This window comes from Psychrobacter sp. CX18 (assembly GCF_057396215.1).
This window is the reverse complement of sequence record NZ_JBXYJH010000006.1, coordinates 69568-85182: the sequence shown is the minus strand read 5'-3', so window position 1 is coordinate 85182 and position 15615 is coordinate 69568. Positions and strand designations below refer to the sequence as shown.

The following is a 15615-nucleotide window of genomic DNA, read 5'->3' as shown; positions in this document are numbered from 1 at the left end:
TAAGATTAGGTCGTTTAATGAATGTAAGTATCATTAAAAAGGGTGACGATAATGAGTGTTAAAGATAAGATAGAAAGCACGTTAATTAACACCACGAAAAGAAGTATAAAACAAAGTAAAACTTTTATTGGCTTAGCCGATGCCATGCTAGGAGGATATCGAGCAGCGACTAAGATAGGCGCTTGGCGTGAACCCCCTCGAGAAATATTGCCTAAATATATTCAACAGTTTTGTCGTAAAACAGCCAATGCCTTTGGGGTAAAAGTCATCGAGGTTGAGCCAGTACCGAAGACACATGCCTTATGGGCCTCTAATCATATTTCATGGATGGACGTCCCCGTCGTTGGCAGTGTTAGCCCCGCTTTTTTTCTATCGAAAGCAGAGGTTGAAAAGATGCCCTTGATGGGCCCGTTAGCAATAGCAGCGGGGACGTTATTTATAAAAAGGGGTTCAGGGGATGCCGGCTCAGTTGCCTCGCAAATGTCTACTTTTTTAAAACAAGGTCATTCTGTATTATTCTTCCCTGAAGCAACAACCACAAATGGCAAAAGGATCAAGAAAATACATGGAAAACTACTTAAGGCAGCGATAGAGGCAAACAAACCTATCCAGCCTGTGGTAGTGTGTTATGTTAATAGCCAAGGTGAACTTGATGATACCGTGCCTTATTATGGCGATAGAACATTAAAAAAGAGTTTATTAAATGTGATAGAAGCCGAGCCTGTTACTGCCTATGTACTGCCACTTGACCCACTATACCCTGAGGATAAGAGTCTTGAGGAACTGACAGCGGCTTTACAAGAGACAATGCAGTTAGGCTTAGAGGAGTTACACAGTCGGGTGTTAAAGACTGATTAATATTATTGTCAGCTATTCATAAAAAATCCCTGCTAACCCTAGCAGGGATTTTTTGCTATTTATAGAAGAGCTACCTATTACAGAGCTGTCCGATAAACACTGGACGCCTTGAAAATCTGACAAGACCCTTAGGGTGAAGGGTTGGGCTGCTGGGTATGTACCGTCTCGATGGCTTGGAGTACCTCGTCGCTCAGCTCAAGATTAATACTGTCAATGTTTGATTTTAGTTGTTCCACTGAGGTGGCGCCAATGATATTGCTGGTGACAAAGTGGCGGCTATTAACAAATGCTAACGCCATTTGCGCCATATCGAGACCTGCCTCTTTAGCAATGCGAGCATACTGCTGCGTCGCCCAAACTGCCTCATCATTGGTATAGCGTTGAAAACGGTCATACATGGTTAATCGGGCGCCTTCAGGTTTTTTGCCATCCAAATATTTACCAGAGAGCACTCCAAAGGCAAGCGGGGAGTAAGCCAGTAAGCCGACGTTTTCACGATGCGAAATCTCGGCCAGTCCAACTTCATAGAGACGGTTGAGTAAGCTGTACGGGTTTTGAACCGTGATAGGTCCTTCAAGTCCGGCTTTTTCTGCTTCCCATAAGTAGCGCATCACGCCCCATGCTGTATCGTTTGATAACCCAAAGGCTCTAATACGTCCTTTTTTGATCTCTGCGTTTAATGCTTCGATAGTCTCTAAAAAGGGGGTCAGATTACTCAAGTCTTGCTGGGCCATCTCTTCTGTATAACCGCGGGTACTAAAGAAGTTACTTTGACGCTCTGGCCAATGTAGTTGATAAATATCAATATAGTCTGTTTGCAAACGCTGTAAATTGTGGTCAATAGCCTCACTGATGTGCTTGGCATTAAAACGGGTTTTACCGTCACGTAAGAAACTCATAGGGGATATTTTACTTGCTAAAACCACGTCTTCGCGTTTTTTATTTTTAGCAAACCAAGTCCCGATAAAGCGTTCGGTGTCGCCTTGCTTATCTTCATCGGGCGGGGAGGGGTACATCTCGGCAGTGTCCCAAAAGTTGACACCGTGAGTCAATGCAAAGTCCATTTGCTCATGCGCCTGCGCTTCGTTATTTTGCTGACCCCATGTCATGGTGCCAAGGCATATCTTGGAGACTTTATCACCAAGCTTAGGGAGAGTGGTATATTTCATAATGTGTCCTTTATTTTTTATTGGTTTATGGCTCTTGCTAATTTAGCACTTTCTACAGATTGCCTTACTTGCATCGATAGGTCAATGTTAAGAGCGGTTTAGCCTCGATTGTAGCGGATATACTGCTTGATTGAGCAGATTGTGGCGGCTTAGTCTTAAGTGGCTCGCGAAGCAGGAGACACTTAAGACTTTAGCCGTCCGCTATGCGCAGTCATGCAGATAGTAGCGAAAGCGAGATTGGCTCCTTAAACCTTCGTGAATCGTACTCAATAAATCATACCCACGAAATAGCGACTACATTAATTGGACGCTTGTTTGGCCTGGCGGAGTCACTTTGAAAATCTGAACTTTGAATAAAATAGGCTGACCGGCTAACGGATGATTGAAGTCTACTTCCACGTCATCTTCGGTGACTTTACTGACGACACCGGGAAGGGTGTTTTTGCCTTTATCTTCAAATTCTAACATCATGCCCACTTCAGGAGTTGTCTCAGTAGTAGCGAACTGTGCAAGACTAAAGGTCTGTACATTGTCGGCATTCCATTCACCAAAGGCTTGTTCTGGCTCTAAGTGAGCGGTACGGGTATCGCCGGCGCGAAGGTTGTTGAGTACGCTCTCAAAGCCAGGCAAAAGGCTACCGTCACCCACGGTTAAGCTGACAGGTTGACTGCGATCAAAGGTCGAGTCAATGATGGTGCCATTTTCTAACGACACTTCAAAGTGAAGCTTGACCTGACTGCCTTCGGTGATACGGGTGTCTTGATTTGGATTGATAAAGTCTGCTGTCTTAGTCGTATTTTTATCTGAGTTTTGGGAAGTCATACGGGCATACCTGATGGTTATATTTGTTGGTTATGGTTGAATGAGTAAGTAGTTTTATCTTTGAGGAGTTTATCATAAAGTGTCGTAAATTGAGTACGATGCGCGCTTTAAGATAAGCTATTGAAATAACAGGTTATCGCCCCTATATAGTCAATTCACTTAATAGAGAGCTATATTCTAAAAAGCTATCTTTAAGAAAGCTATTTTAAAGAATGATAGTGACATAAAACATAGTCGTCTCTTAAAGACATAGTATGAGTCCTCGGTTGAGTGCTTTGATGTTTGCCGGGCACTGTTTGAACTTGGGCTTGAGTTTTTTGTATTAAGTCTATATAATATAGTGTCCGAAAAATGGGTAAGCTGGTGCTGCAATTTAAAGCTTATTACGATGCTAAGATTCGTCTTGCATTATGGTCGCTTTAGAATGCAACTGACAGTTTAATGACCCATTTTTTTGTATTTAATAAACGGGAGAAGGATGCCTTATGGCAACAACTAACCAATTGATTCGTAAGGGTCGTAAAGTATTAAAGGAAAAGTCTGGTGTTCCTGCTTTACAAGCGTGCCCACAGCGCCGCGGTGTATGTACTCGTGTATATACTACCACACCTAAAAAACCAAACTCAGCCATGCGTAAAGTATGTCGTGTTCGCTTAACCTCAGGCTATGAAGTCTCTAGCTACATCGGTGGTGAAGGGCATAACTTGCAAGAGCATAGTGTTGTATTAATCCGTGGTGGTCGTGTTAAAGATCTACCAGGTGTACGTTATCACACTGTTCGCGGCGCACTTGACTGTGCAGGCGTTAAAGACCGTAAGCAAGGTCGTTCTAAATATGGTGCTAAGAAACCTAAGGTTTAATTAGCATATTACTCAATAATATGCATGGGATAGGTGTTTTGCAATTTAGCAGACATACCACCATGCAGTAAGGCTGGCTGGTAACCATTTATTTATCATATACATTTGTATTTTGTATAAGGTTATGAATGCCAGACAACCCTGAAGATAAGGAAAATGTTATGCCAAGACGTCGCGTCGTCGCTACCCGTGAGATCCTACCGGATCCAAAGTTTGGTAGCCAAACTATTGCTAAATTCATTAACCATGTCATGAGTCATGGTAAAAAGTCTACTGCTGAACGTATCGTTTACGGTGCACTTGAGCAAGTAACTGAAAAACGCAACATCGAAGATCCAGTTGCCTTCTTTGAAGAAGTTCTTGAAAACGTACGCCCAATGGTTGAAGTAAAAGCTCGCCGTGTTGGTGGTGCTACGTATCAAGTACCTATGGAAGTACGCCCCTCCCGTCGTACTGCTCTAGCAATGCGCTGGATCGCAGAAGCCGCTGCAAAACGTTCTGAAAAATCTATGGCACTTCGCCTTGCTGGTGAATTAGCTGATGCCTCAGAAGGTAAAGGCGCTGCTATGAAAAAACGTGATGAAGTTCACCGTATGGCAGATGCTAACAAAGCATTCTCTCACTACCGCTTCTAATGTAGCAAAAAAATTGATTCTTTTCTCTCAACGCTGTTGGTTGACACCTGTGTTACTAACCATTGAATAATGAGTCAAACTTTTTGATCAGGCTATTAATAACTTAAGTTATTAATAGCCTCTTAGAATAAATAGTTATAAGCTATCGTACCCTAACCTAATTTATCAAAGCATAACTCATCTGATTAAGTAAAATAAGTTGAGTACATTAAGAAATGAGTAAATTAAGGATCTCGGTACAGAAATAATAAACGTTAAGTATGAATAAGTACTTGCAGATCTAAGCAACTTCATCTTTAAGTGTTAGTATTTTAAGTGTTAAAATTTATCAATGGTAAAGTTGTCCTTAAACTGCTAGGTTAGTTACTTGTATATAGATACTTAAATATAGATACTTAAATATAAGTACTAGAATATTAGGTACTCGACTAAATGATGGCTAATATGATAATCATCATAAAAATGTCACCTTTTAAAGGTATGCTAACCTTTTGCTTATTTTTAACTTGTAAAACGAAATAAATTATAAAGACATTCCATTAGGAAAAAATTATGGCACGTGCAACCCCCCTAAACCGATATCGTAATATTGGTATTTCAGCACACATTGATGCTGGTAAAACAACCACGACTGAACGTATATTATTCTATACTGGTGTTAGCCACAAGTTAGGTGAGGTTCATGATGGTGGTGCTACCATGGACTGGATGGAACAAGAGCAGGAACGTGGTATTACTATTACGTCTGCTGCGACCACTTGTTTCTGGTCAGGTATGGGCAAACAATTCCCAGAGCATCGTATCAACATCATTGACACTCCAGGCCACGTTGACTTCACGATTGAAGTTGAACGTTCTATGCGTGTACTTGATGGTGCATGTATGGTTTATTGTGCGGTTGGTGGTGTACAGCCTCAGTCAGAGACTGTATGGCGTCAAGCTAACAAGTATAAAGTACCTCGCTTAGCGTTTGTTAATAAAATGGACCGTGTTGGTGCTGATTTTTATCGTGTAAAAGATCAGATTAAAACACGCCTAGGTGGTAACCCTGTTGCCATGGTCATCCCAATTGGTAAAGAAGATGACTTTGAAGGTGTTGTTGACCTTGTCACTATGAAAGCTATCTACTGGGATACTGAATCTCTAGGTATGCAATATGAAGAGCGTGAGATCCCAGCTGAGCTTCAAGACAAAGCAGAAGAGTATCGTAGTGAGCTTGTTGAAGTTGCTGCTGAAGCAAACGAAGAGCTAATGAATGCTTATTTAGAAGGTGATGAGCTGACTGAAGAGCAAATCCATGAGGCTATTCGTCAGCGTACGATTAATAACGAAATCATCCCAATGTACTGTGGTACTGCCTTTAAAAACAAAGGCGTACAAAAGATGTTGGATGCTGTTATTCAGTATATGCCAGCACCTCAAGATGTTCCTGCTATTAAAGGTATTCTTGATGACAAAGCGGAAACGGAAGGCACTCGTGAAGCCTCTGATGAAGCCCCATTCGCAGCACTTGCTTTCAAAATCATGAACGATAAATTCGTGGGTAACTTAACCTTCGTACGTGTTTATTCTGGTGTCATTAAGCAAGGTGAAAGTGTTTACAACCCTGTTAAGATGAAACGTGAGCGTATTGGCCGTATCGTACAGATGCATGCCAACTCTCAAGAAGAGCTTGAAGAGATTCGTGCTGGTGATATCGCGGCTCTAGTGGGTATGAAAGACGTTGGTACTGGTGACACTCTTTGTGATGAAAAAGAAATCATCACCCTTGAGCGTATGGAATTCCCGGATCCAGTTATTAGTCTTGCTGTTGAGCCTAAAACAAAAGCTGACCAAGAAAAAATGTCAGTGGCACTTGGCCGCTTAGCTAAAGAAGATCCTTCATTCCGTGTACATACTGATGAAGAGTCTGGCCAGACTATTATTAGTGGTATGGGTGAGCTACACTTAGAAATTCTCGTTGACCGTATGAAGCGTGAATTTAAAGTTGAGGCAAACATTGGTGCGCCACAGGTTGCTTATCGTGAAACTATTCGCAATTCAGTTGAACAAGAAGGTAAATTTGTTCGCCAGACTGGTGGTCGTGGTAAGTTCGGTCATGTTTGGTTAAGACTTGAGCCTTTAGATCTTGATGAAGGTCCTGAGTACCAATTCGAAGAGCAAGTTGTCGGTGGTGTTGTTCCTAAAGAGTTCCATGGTGCCGTTGATAAAGGTATCCAAGAGCGTATGAAGAACGGTATTCTTGCTGGTTACCCAATCGTTGGTGTTAAAGCGACTTTATATGATGGTTCTTACCATGATGTTGACTCGGATGAGTTATCGTTTAAAATGGCAGGTTCTATCGCATTCAAGAAAGGCTTTATGAATGCAAATCCTGTCCTTCTTGAGCCGTTAATGAAAGTGGAAGTTGAAACGCCTGAAGAGTACATGGGTGATATCATGGGTGACTTAAACCGTCGTCGTGGTATGGTTCAAGGTATGGATGACTTACCAGGTGGTAATAAACAAATTCGTGCTGAAGTTCCGTTAGCGGAAATGTTCGGTTATGCTACGAACCTTCGTTCACAGTCTCAAGGTCGTGCAACATACTCAATGGAATTCCAAAAGTATGCTGAAACGCCTAAGTCTGTTGCTGAAGAGATTATGAAGAAATTCTCTGGTAAAGACGAAGACGAAGAATAGTAATAACGTATTATTGCAATTACGGTAAATGAAGATGAGTGCCTTTTAGCTTATGACCTTTTAGTTTATAAATAGTTACTAGGCACTCATTGAAGACAATAGAATGACAAGACCTACTTAATATTCCATATAGGAATTAAATGTAATTAGTTGATGAATTTATGACCAATTACGTATCCAGGGCTTGTCATTGACTCATGTTTTCTTATATCATTTGCTACTAACTTGATAATCACCTTCAAGATTAATATTTGGCAGATTAACACTTAGTTTATAGTCGTTAATTTTTATCTGTCTAAACTGAATTTAGAAATAATAAGAGGATACACTCATGGCAAAGGCCAAGTTTGAAAGAAACAAGCCACACGTCAACGTCGGAACAATCGGTCACGTTGACCACGGTAAAACCACCCTAACTGCCGCTATCGCAACCGTAGCAGCAAAAACGTCAGGCGGCGAAGCCAAAGACTACGCGTCTATTGACTCAGCACCAGAAGAAAAAGCACGTGGTATCACCATCAACACCTCACACATTGAATATGACACAGAAGCCCGTCACTACGCACACGTAGACTGCCCAGGTCACGCTGACTATGTTAAAAACATGATCACCGGTGCTGCACAGATGGACGGCGCAATCCTAGTTGTATCAGCAACTGACGGCCCAATGCCACAAACACGTGAGCACATCTTGTTATCACGTCAGGTAGGCGTACCATACATCATCGTATTCATGAACAAATGTGACATGGTAGATGACGAAGAGCTACTAGAACTTGTCGAAATGGAAGTACGTGAATTACTATCAGATTACGATTTCCCAGGCGATGACACCCCAATCATCAAAGGTTCTGCTTTAGAAGCTCTAAACGGTAACGACGGCAAATATGGTGAGCCTGCAGTAATTGAACTCCTTGAAACCCTAGACACCTACATCCCAGAGCCTGAGCGTGACGTTGACAAGCCATTCCTAATGCCTATCGAAGACGTATTCTCAATCTCAGGTCGTGGTACCGTAGTAACAGGTCGTGTAGAATCAGGTATCATCAAAGTAGGTGACGAGATTGAAATCGTTGGTATCCGTGACACTCAAAAAACCACCTGTACCGGTATTGAGATGTTCCGTAAGCTACTAGACGAAGGTCGTGCTGGTGAGAACTGTGGTGTACTATTACGTGGTACAAAACGTGAAGACGTACAACGTGGTCAAGTACTTGCTGCACCTGGTTCAATCACACCGCATACCAAGTTTGACGCCGAAGTATACGTACTATCAAAAGAAGAAGGTGGTCGTCACACGCCATTCCTAAACGGCTATCGTCCACAGTTCTACTTCCGTACCACTGACGTCACAGGTGCAATCACCTTACAAGACGGTACAGAAATGGTTATGCCAGGTGATAACGTTGAGATGAGCGTAGAGCTAATCCACCCAATCGCTATGGACAAAGGCTTACGCTTCGCGATTCGTGAAGGTGGCCGTACGGTAGGCGCTGGTGTTGTTGCAACAGTTAAAGACTAATTGTTATTATAAAACGAGTTATTTGTTAATAACTCGCTAAGCAATACCAAAAAGCCCCTCTCAATTGAGAGGGGTTTTTTTGTTATGTCATGTATAGTAGGCACAAAACCATATCATTGGTATGTAAATTTTGAACGTTCAATAGACCCTAACCCCATTGTCATGCTTATAGATCAAGAATATTATTTTGATAATTATGAGGATATGATAAGCTAAGCTAAATTAAGTCTATTATTGGTTGTAACCGTCATCTTAGACTGTCTAAGCAACCGAATGATAATCACAAATATCATCCTAAGGATGGGTAATGAGTGCAATTGAAAAGTTAGAACCAGAGTGGAAAAACTGGTTAGCGGAGAACTTGGCAAAAGGAGTACCTGCTAATAAGTTAGCGGCGAGCTTATTTAATCGAGGCTGGATTGATGCTGCTTACGAGTTAATTAATAAAAGCGGTCATAATCTAAAGATTCCCCATATCGATACCTCTGGTAATCATATTCAACTGTCAGATAAGAAAGTATCATTAGCATTTACCTGCTATAAACCCTATGTGGTCGTTATCAATGGTTTCTTGAGTGATGAAGAATGTCAGCTAATAATTGAAGATGCAGATAGCAAGCTTAAAGCCTCAAGAGTTGTTAATCCAGAAGATGGTAGCTTTATTGAGCATAATGCTAGGACAAGTACCAGTACAGGCTATCAACGTGGGCAGACAGATATTATTAGCACTATTGAAGCACGTATCTCAGAGATGATTAATTGGCCGGTAGATCATGGTGAAGGGTTGCAAGTATTACGCTATGAAGATGGCGGAGAATATAGGCCTCACTTTGATTTCTTTGATCCTGAAAAGAAAAGCAGCGCGGTTGTAACCAAGAAAGGCGGACAACGGGTTGGCACATTCTTAATGTATCTCTCTGACGTTGAGGCTGGGGGGTCGACTCGGTTCCCAAATATGAATTTTGAAGTGCGGCCTAAGAGAGGGACAGCGTTATACTTTGCCAATACCGATTTTAATGGCGATATTGATAAGCTAACACTGCATGCAGGACTTCCTGTAACTGCAGGTGTTAAGTATCTTGCCACAAAATGGTTACGTGAAAAGCCATATATCTAGCATCAAATAGCCTTTTAAATCTGATCTATAAAAAAATGTGTGGCTTAAAGCCACACATTTTTATTTATATTCATCGAATATAGTGAATAAAACTCAGTAAATTAAATTAAGATAATGCCAATTTAGGCCATGAGTTATAGTTTAATCTAAGAATAATCCCTTTGCCTGATCATCTCATACATACAGAGCGCACCTGCAATCGCGACATTCAAGCTTTCCTGCCCATTTGGCTGTGGTAAAGCAACAGGGGTGGCTTGTTTCATGATTGTCTCACTCACACCTTGACCTTCATGCCCCATAACCCACGCTACTGGTCGATTTAAATTTTGCTGATAAATTATATTATCCGTATGGGAACTGGTCGCAAAAACTGGCAAGCGTAAATAGCTTAGTACTTCATCTTCCTCAAGGCCTTCATAAATAGTCAAGCCAAACTGGGCGCCCATACCAGCACGCATTGTCTTAGGAGACCATGCTTGAGCACTACCTTTTGTGCAAATAATATTTTTGATACCGACGGCAGCGGCGGTTCTTAGCAGAGTGCCCACATTACCATTGTCTTGGACATCGTTTAAAATTAGACAATCAGTGGTGATAGGGGATTTTAAGCCATGCAGGTCATGCTGCGGTACGTTAACAATCGCCATGATATCCACACCGTTACCTAATGTGCTAATCCCTTGATAGACAGAGTCACTGACCACCGTCAGCTTATTCTCAAGCTTATAGGTGATAAGTTGCGTCAATAGAGACTGTACTTCCGGATGAGATAATCCACTATAGGATATTAAAATCTGCTGTGGTAGATGATCATTTTGCAGGGCAGCTTCAATGAGGTGCACGCCCTCTAACACAGTTTGACCTGCTTTTTTACGTTGACGAGATTGGGTTAACAAAGCTTTAGCAAGCTTTGCGGTTGGATTTTTATCTGAGGTGATGACGGGATAATTTGAAAACTTATTGGTAATAGTGTCGTTCATTATGAGCTCTTTTAAGGGTTATAAATAGTTGCGTTGACTGGGTGCAATTTTTTGATGTTCATGTAACTGTTTTACTCTCTCAACTTCATTTTTACTACCTAAGACTACAGCAACACGTTGATGAATCTCTGTCGGCTCATAATCCATGATACGATTCATACCATCTGTTGAGGCACCACCAGCACGCTCAATTAAAAGGCTCATAGGATTGGCTTCATACATAAGACGCAACTTGCCAGCTTTGCTAGGGTCTTTGGTATCTTTAGGATACAAGAAAATACCACCGCGGCACAAAATACGATGCACATCGCCAACCATGGCGGCCACCCAGCGGGTATTATAGTTCTTACCGCGTGGGCCAGTACTACCTGCTAGCAATTCATCTACGTACTGCTTTACTGGGGGTAACCAATGACGATAGTTAGAGCCATTTATCGCATACTCTTTGGTATCTTTAGCAATGGCGATATTCTTTTCCACGAGCTCAAATGCATCTGTGCTTGGGTTAAAACTAAACATAAGTACCCCATCATGGTTGGGGTCTAGGGGTTCTGCAAAAGTAAATGCCAACATCGCTGATGAGCCATATAGCAAATAACCAGAGGCCAACTGTTCGGTACCTTTTTGTAAAAAGTCCTCATTTTTAGCCGATTTACCTTTATTTTTGTACTCAAGGATTGAGAAGATAGTGCCGGTTGGCATATTAATGTCGATGTTCGAAGAGCCATCTAATGGATCAAATAAGACCAAAAGCTCACCGGATTCATTGGCAGGAGTAGCATCATCCAACTCTTCACTGGCCACACCCGCACAGTGTGGGTTGGCAGTTAATGCCTGTAATAGTAAATCATTAGCGATAACATCAAGTTTCTTTTGTTGTTCACCTTGCACGTTTTCAGCACCTGCTTCACCATGGATATCGGCCAATGCGCCTTTGCGTAGCAGCTCTGTAATTTGTTTTCCAACCGAAGTAATGGTACTTATAACATCGATGACAGCGGCGTTTTTAGTGCTGTTGTTAGAAGAAGAGGCGTTTAAATGGTTTTTAAAATAGTCATTTAAGGTAGTCATTTGTGGTTCCTTTAACCAATGTATTGAGGAATAGCTCGGTGGTTATAAAGATTTATTATTTGAGGTAAGGCTAAGTTCTATATATAAAATTAGTACGAGAAAAATAAAACGTTTACTTTTTGAAAGCTGTCAAATCGGCTAAACTATACAAGCTGTCATATACGTCATATTTTATCGTCTACAAAAAATCTAGAGTTTTAAATTGTTTCAATTTTATCTGATATTGCTGACTATAAGTGCTCTAAGTTTGTCTGTGCAAAGTGTAACAAAAACCATGCGATATTTCTTCTGCTAGTTTATTTTAAAAGTCACGTTAAAAGTCATATAGCTGATACTGAATCCATTTTAAGCGACTAAAAAAATACTGGTTACCTTAATAACGATATTAGGGCGTGTGGAACAGTCGCAAATTAGCACTGCTGATAGCTAAAATCGTTCCAGACTAGGCGCAAATTGACGCTAATGCCCGAAGCGTATTGGACCTTGGCTAGTTTTGTAACAACGTCTGGGGCGATTTTAGTATCAGCCCTGAGAACAGATTAAGCAAAGCACTGCTTTGCCCGTTCGCAAGGCGAGAGCTATGCTAGAGTGAGGGCGGGACTCTTTTTTGCCAATATATGGCGGCTTTTAAAAATTTAGGGTTCTAACTTAGAATGACTAAGCATCAAAAATTTCACTGCATATTGACTAAAAAATAGTCTCCGCCAGTGCCATGGTCGAATGTTCCACACGCCCTAGATAAGTAACCACATTAACAACCATAATTAGTAACCATATTAATAGCCACATCGTTCAATTATATAATTTGCAATCCCTTTTCATACACCTGCTCATAAAGGATACTGGTAACTGCCATGACTGATTCAACAAAGAAACATAAGACTGAAATGCAACAACAGTCAACCCAATCTGCTTTTTTTGACTCGACAACGGCTCGACTAAATGCTTCGTTGAGTAAGCCACAACTAAATGAAGATGGTCATATCCGCCACTTTTTAGGGATTGAAGGCTTAAGCCGTGAGCAGTTACAAACCATCATTGCCAAAGCAGAAACCTTCTTTGATACAAACGGACAGCTTATCAACAGCCCTGAACTTGAAGGCTGTACGGTAATGAATTTATTTTTTGAGCCTTCAACGCGTACGCGTACCACGTTTGAGGTGGCAGAAAAAAGACTGGGCGCAAATGTCTTAAATATCGATATTGCGCGATCAAGTACTAAAAAAGGGGAGAGCCTGCGCGATACGTTATGGAACCTACAAGCCATGACCGCGGATATATTTGTCATTCGCCATTCTGCGTCAGGCGCCGCTCACTTCATGGCAACAGAAGTAACACCTGAGATTGCTATTATTAATGGCGGTGATGGTTGGCATGCTCATCCTACCCAAGGCATGCTAGATATGCTGACTATCCATCGTGAAGCACCACGTCCCTTTGAAGAGTTGACGGTTGCTATCATTGGGGATATCAAGCATTCACGTGTCGCACGCTCGGATATTAGTGCTTTGAAAACATTGGGCGTTAAAGAAATCCGAGTCATTGCCCCCCGTACGCTATTGCCTAAAGGCATTGAACGTTATGGTGTTAGAGTATTTGAGGATATAGAGAAAGGGGTAGTGGATTGTGATGTGTTAATGGGGTTACGCATTCAGAATGAACGCATTGGATCGCCATTAATGGCAGAATCAAGCGAGTATTTTAAGAAATATGGCATTACCCCTGAGCGGGTAGCGAAAGCGAAGCCTGATGCGATCGTTATGCACCCAGGCCCAATGAATCGAGGTGTAGAGATTGCATCGAGTGTGGCTGATGGGCCGCAGTCAGTCATATTAAAGCAGGTTAATAATGGTATTGCCATCCGTATGGCGGTGCTGTCGATGGCGATGCAAGGTCAACGTGAATATCAGGCACTACGCTCTTAATATTTTCACAATACTACTTTCACCATACTATTTACACCTAACGCTATTAAGCCTAACGCTGATAATAACTCACTAATCAGAAGCTATTAACGTTAGAGCCGCAGGATGCTTACTCACTTTTACAATATTAATAACTGGATTTGTCATGCTAAATTTATTGCCTAAAGATGTCACACAGCCTGATATTGACCCAAAAGATCTTGATACAAAAAAAGACCATTGGTTATTACCGCCTTTGGTGGATTTATGCGCAAGATTGCGAGAGCCCGGTTTACAGCAACATGGTACGCTAAAAACAGAAGGCACTGCAGCACGTAACAATGGCTTCTTACATGTGGTCACCCCACCAGATACCAATCCCATTTTAGAGAACGGCTCATTGCTTAAGGGTTTGCGTGAACGTGCTAAGCAAGATGGTGGCATTTATCTACATGTCCTTGGAGCGTTAACTGCTGGTCTGGAAGGAGATCGACCGGCTAATGTGGCTGGACTAAAAAAGGGCGGCTGTATCGCTGTGACCAATGCGGGACGTCCTTTTAAAAATGACCTAGTCATGTTGCGTACTCTAGAATATGCGGCAACCTTTGATTTAAAGGTTTTCTTCTATCCGAATGAGCCAAGCTTATCCGCAGGCGGCGTAGCACATGATGGCTATATTGCCTCTTTTCATGGACTACAAGGTATCCCTTGGCTTGCCGAAACGGTGGCATTATCCGCCCAGTTATTAATGGTCGAGGAAACGGGTATTTCAGCTCACTTTAGTCAACTGACATGTAAGTCATCTGTGGATTTGATGCGCTTGGCTAAGCAACAAGGCTTACCTGTGACCTGTGATGTGGCTATGCATCAATTGCACTTAACCGATGACAATCTCGAAGGCTTTAATGCGCTTGCTTTTGTGTTACCGCCTTTACGCAGTAATACCGATCAAAAAGCATTATTGAAAGGGTTGCAAGATGGCACTATCGACGCTATTTGTAGTCATCATGAGCCGCTTAATGATACGGCGAAGCAAGCCCCATTTGCAGAATCTACACCCGGCATATCAAATTTTGATACCTTTATGGCATTAGGGTGCAAGCTGGTGCGTGATGGAGTACTCACACCTGAGCAGTTAGTCGATAAGATTTGTTTAGCACCTGCTCGGATAGCGGGAATTGAAACGCAGTATAATGAGGTTGGTGGTGCAGTATTGGTCGATCCGAATCAAACTTGGCAAGTGAGTAGAGATAGCTTAATGTCAAAAGGCAAAAATACTCCCTTTTTAAATCAAACCTTACAAGGCAAAGTTATGGAGACTTACTTTGATTGAATCACAGCAGACAAGTGGTTCGATTAAGGCCGTTACTTTGTATGAAGTGATCAAAGGAGTCGGGGCGGTGATTACCGCCTTTGCTTTATGGGCATGGCATAATAATATCTTAACTCTAATAGACTCTGCTAATCAGGCATGGATTAACCACTTCGGATCTTTATTTAGTGTTCAGGTTGACAGTTTGTCACGGGTGGCACAAAGAGGGGCTGAAAACTGGCAAGTGTTTATGCTATTAGTCTTTGGTTATGGGCTGTTACGCTTTATCGAAGCTTATGGGTTATGGAAGGATAAAGCGTGGGCATATTGGTTTAGTATATTGGGTTATGGGTTGTTTATTCCTGCAGAGATCTATTATCTAGTCGTGCGACCTTTTGATTGGTTTAAGCTGGTTATATTACTGCTTAATCTTATGGTGGTGTATGTGGTTTATAAGCAAATGCGCCGAAAGAAGCTTATCTAATACCTTTTCTATAATATAACCTATCTATATCAGGCTCATTAAACCTACTATTTGTAGCGTTAACATTCGCTTTTTTGATAGAATCACTTCTTGATTTGGTATAAATATCATAGACGGGTATACGTTATATAGTCGGCGAACTTATAAATAGTCACAGCGCTAACCTCGTTAAGCCTACTCCAGTAGTACATGCACTCGG

At 41.7% G+C, this 15615-nt stretch carries 13 protein-coding genes; 9 read left to right on the top strand and 4 right to left on the bottom strand.

Annotated elements, in window-relative coordinates; translation table 11 throughout:
* The first annotated feature begins 51 nt into the window (after window positions 1-51).
* A complete protein-coding gene (locus AC2SLT_RS06860; protein WP_486546901.1) occupies window positions 52-858 on the top strand; it encodes a lysophospholipid acyltransferase family protein in 807 nt (268 codons plus the stop codon).
* Window positions 859-986: 128 nt separating this feature from the next.
* On the opposite strand, the gene AC2SLT_RS06855 is transcribed toward AC2SLT_RS06860, so the two are convergent.
* Both AC2SLT_RS06855 and AC2SLT_RS06850 read right to left on the bottom strand, forming a co-directional pair.
* Window positions 987-2027 (bottom strand): aldo/keto reductase, encoded by a 1041-nt coding sequence (locus AC2SLT_RS06855; protein ID WP_486546900.1) that lies wholly within the window; start codon window positions 2025-2027, stop codon window positions 987-989.
* A gap of 294 nt (window positions 2028-2321) precedes the next feature.
* Complete coding sequence (locus tag AC2SLT_RS06850) at window positions 2322-2849, bottom strand: FKBP-type peptidyl-prolyl cis-trans isomerase (protein WP_486546899.1); 528 nt, start codon at window positions 2847-2849, stop codon at window positions 2322-2324.
* 485 nt (window positions 2850-3334) lie between these two features.
* Between AC2SLT_RS06850 and rpsL the strand changes: the two genes are divergently transcribed.
* The 5 genes from rpsL to AC2SLT_RS06825 all read left to right on the top strand — a co-directional run bounded on the left by rpsL (window position 3335) and on the right by AC2SLT_RS06825 (window position 9665).
* On the top strand, window positions 3335-3709 hold the full coding sequence (gene rpsL / locus AC2SLT_RS06845) for a 30S ribosomal protein S12 (RefSeq protein ID WP_486546898.1): 375 nt from the start codon (window positions 3335-3337) through the stop codon (window positions 3707-3709).
* Window positions 3710-3870: 161 nt separating this feature from the next.
* Window positions 3871-4344: a 30S ribosomal protein S7 gene (rpsG, locus tag AC2SLT_RS06840; protein WP_486546957.1), complete on the top strand. Its 474-nt coding sequence runs from the start codon at window positions 3871-3873 to the stop codon at window positions 4342-4344.
* A gap of 552 nt (window positions 4345-4896) precedes the next feature.
* The gene (gene fusA / locus AC2SLT_RS06835; protein WP_486546897.1) at window positions 4897-7026 is read left to right on the top strand and encodes an elongation factor G; all 2130 of its coding nucleotides are present in this window, start codon (window positions 4897-4899) and stop codon (window positions 7024-7026) included.
* Between the two features lie 331 nt (window positions 7027-7357).
* A complete protein-coding gene (tuf, locus tag AC2SLT_RS06830; protein ID WP_486546896.1) occupies window positions 7358-8548 on the top strand; it encodes an elongation factor Tu in 1191 nt (396 codons plus the stop codon).
* 307 nt (window positions 8549-8855) lie between these two features.
* The gene (locus tag AC2SLT_RS06825) at window positions 8856-9665 is read left to right on the top strand and encodes a 2OG-Fe(II) oxygenase (protein WP_486546895.1); all 810 of its coding nucleotides are present in this window, start codon (window positions 8856-8858) and stop codon (window positions 9663-9665) included.
* 146 nt (window positions 9666-9811) lie between these two features.
* Here the strand turns inward: AC2SLT_RS06825 and AC2SLT_RS06820 are convergent, their stop codons facing one another.
* Together AC2SLT_RS06820 and AC2SLT_RS06815 are read right to left on the bottom strand one after the other, a co-directional pair.
* Window positions 9812-10645: a TrmH family RNA methyltransferase gene (locus AC2SLT_RS06820; RefSeq protein WP_486546894.1), complete on the bottom strand. Its 834-nt coding sequence runs from the start codon at window positions 10643-10645 to the stop codon at window positions 9812-9814.
* Between the two features lie 18 nt (window positions 10646-10663).
* Window positions 10664-11716, bottom strand: coding sequence for a class 1 fructose-bisphosphatase (locus AC2SLT_RS06815; protein ID WP_486546893.1), 1053 nt, complete (start codon window positions 11714-11716; stop codon window positions 10664-10666).
* Window positions 11717-12603: 887 nt separating this feature from the next.
* Between AC2SLT_RS06815 and AC2SLT_RS06810 the strand changes: the two genes are divergently transcribed.
* The 3 genes from AC2SLT_RS06810 to AC2SLT_RS06800 all read left to right on the top strand — a co-directional run bounded on the left by AC2SLT_RS06810 (window position 12604) and on the right by AC2SLT_RS06800 (window position 15416).
* Entirely contained in the window at window positions 12604-13641 is a 1038-nt protein-coding gene (locus AC2SLT_RS06810; RefSeq protein ID WP_486546956.1) for an aspartate carbamoyltransferase catalytic subunit, read from the top strand.
* 145 nt (window positions 13642-13786) lie between these two features.
* Window positions 13787-14953, top strand: coding sequence for a dihydroorotase (locus AC2SLT_RS06805; protein ID WP_486546892.1), 1167 nt, complete (start codon window positions 13787-13789; stop codon window positions 14951-14953).
* The gene (locus AC2SLT_RS06800; RefSeq protein ID WP_486546891.1) at window positions 14946-15416 is read left to right on the top strand and encodes a DUF2127 domain-containing protein; all 471 of its coding nucleotides are present in this window, start codon (window positions 14946-14948) and stop codon (window positions 15414-15416) included. Before AC2SLT_RS06805 ends, AC2SLT_RS06800 begins: the two co-directional genes overlap by 8 nt.
* Window positions 15417-15615: the final 199 nt, after the last annotated feature.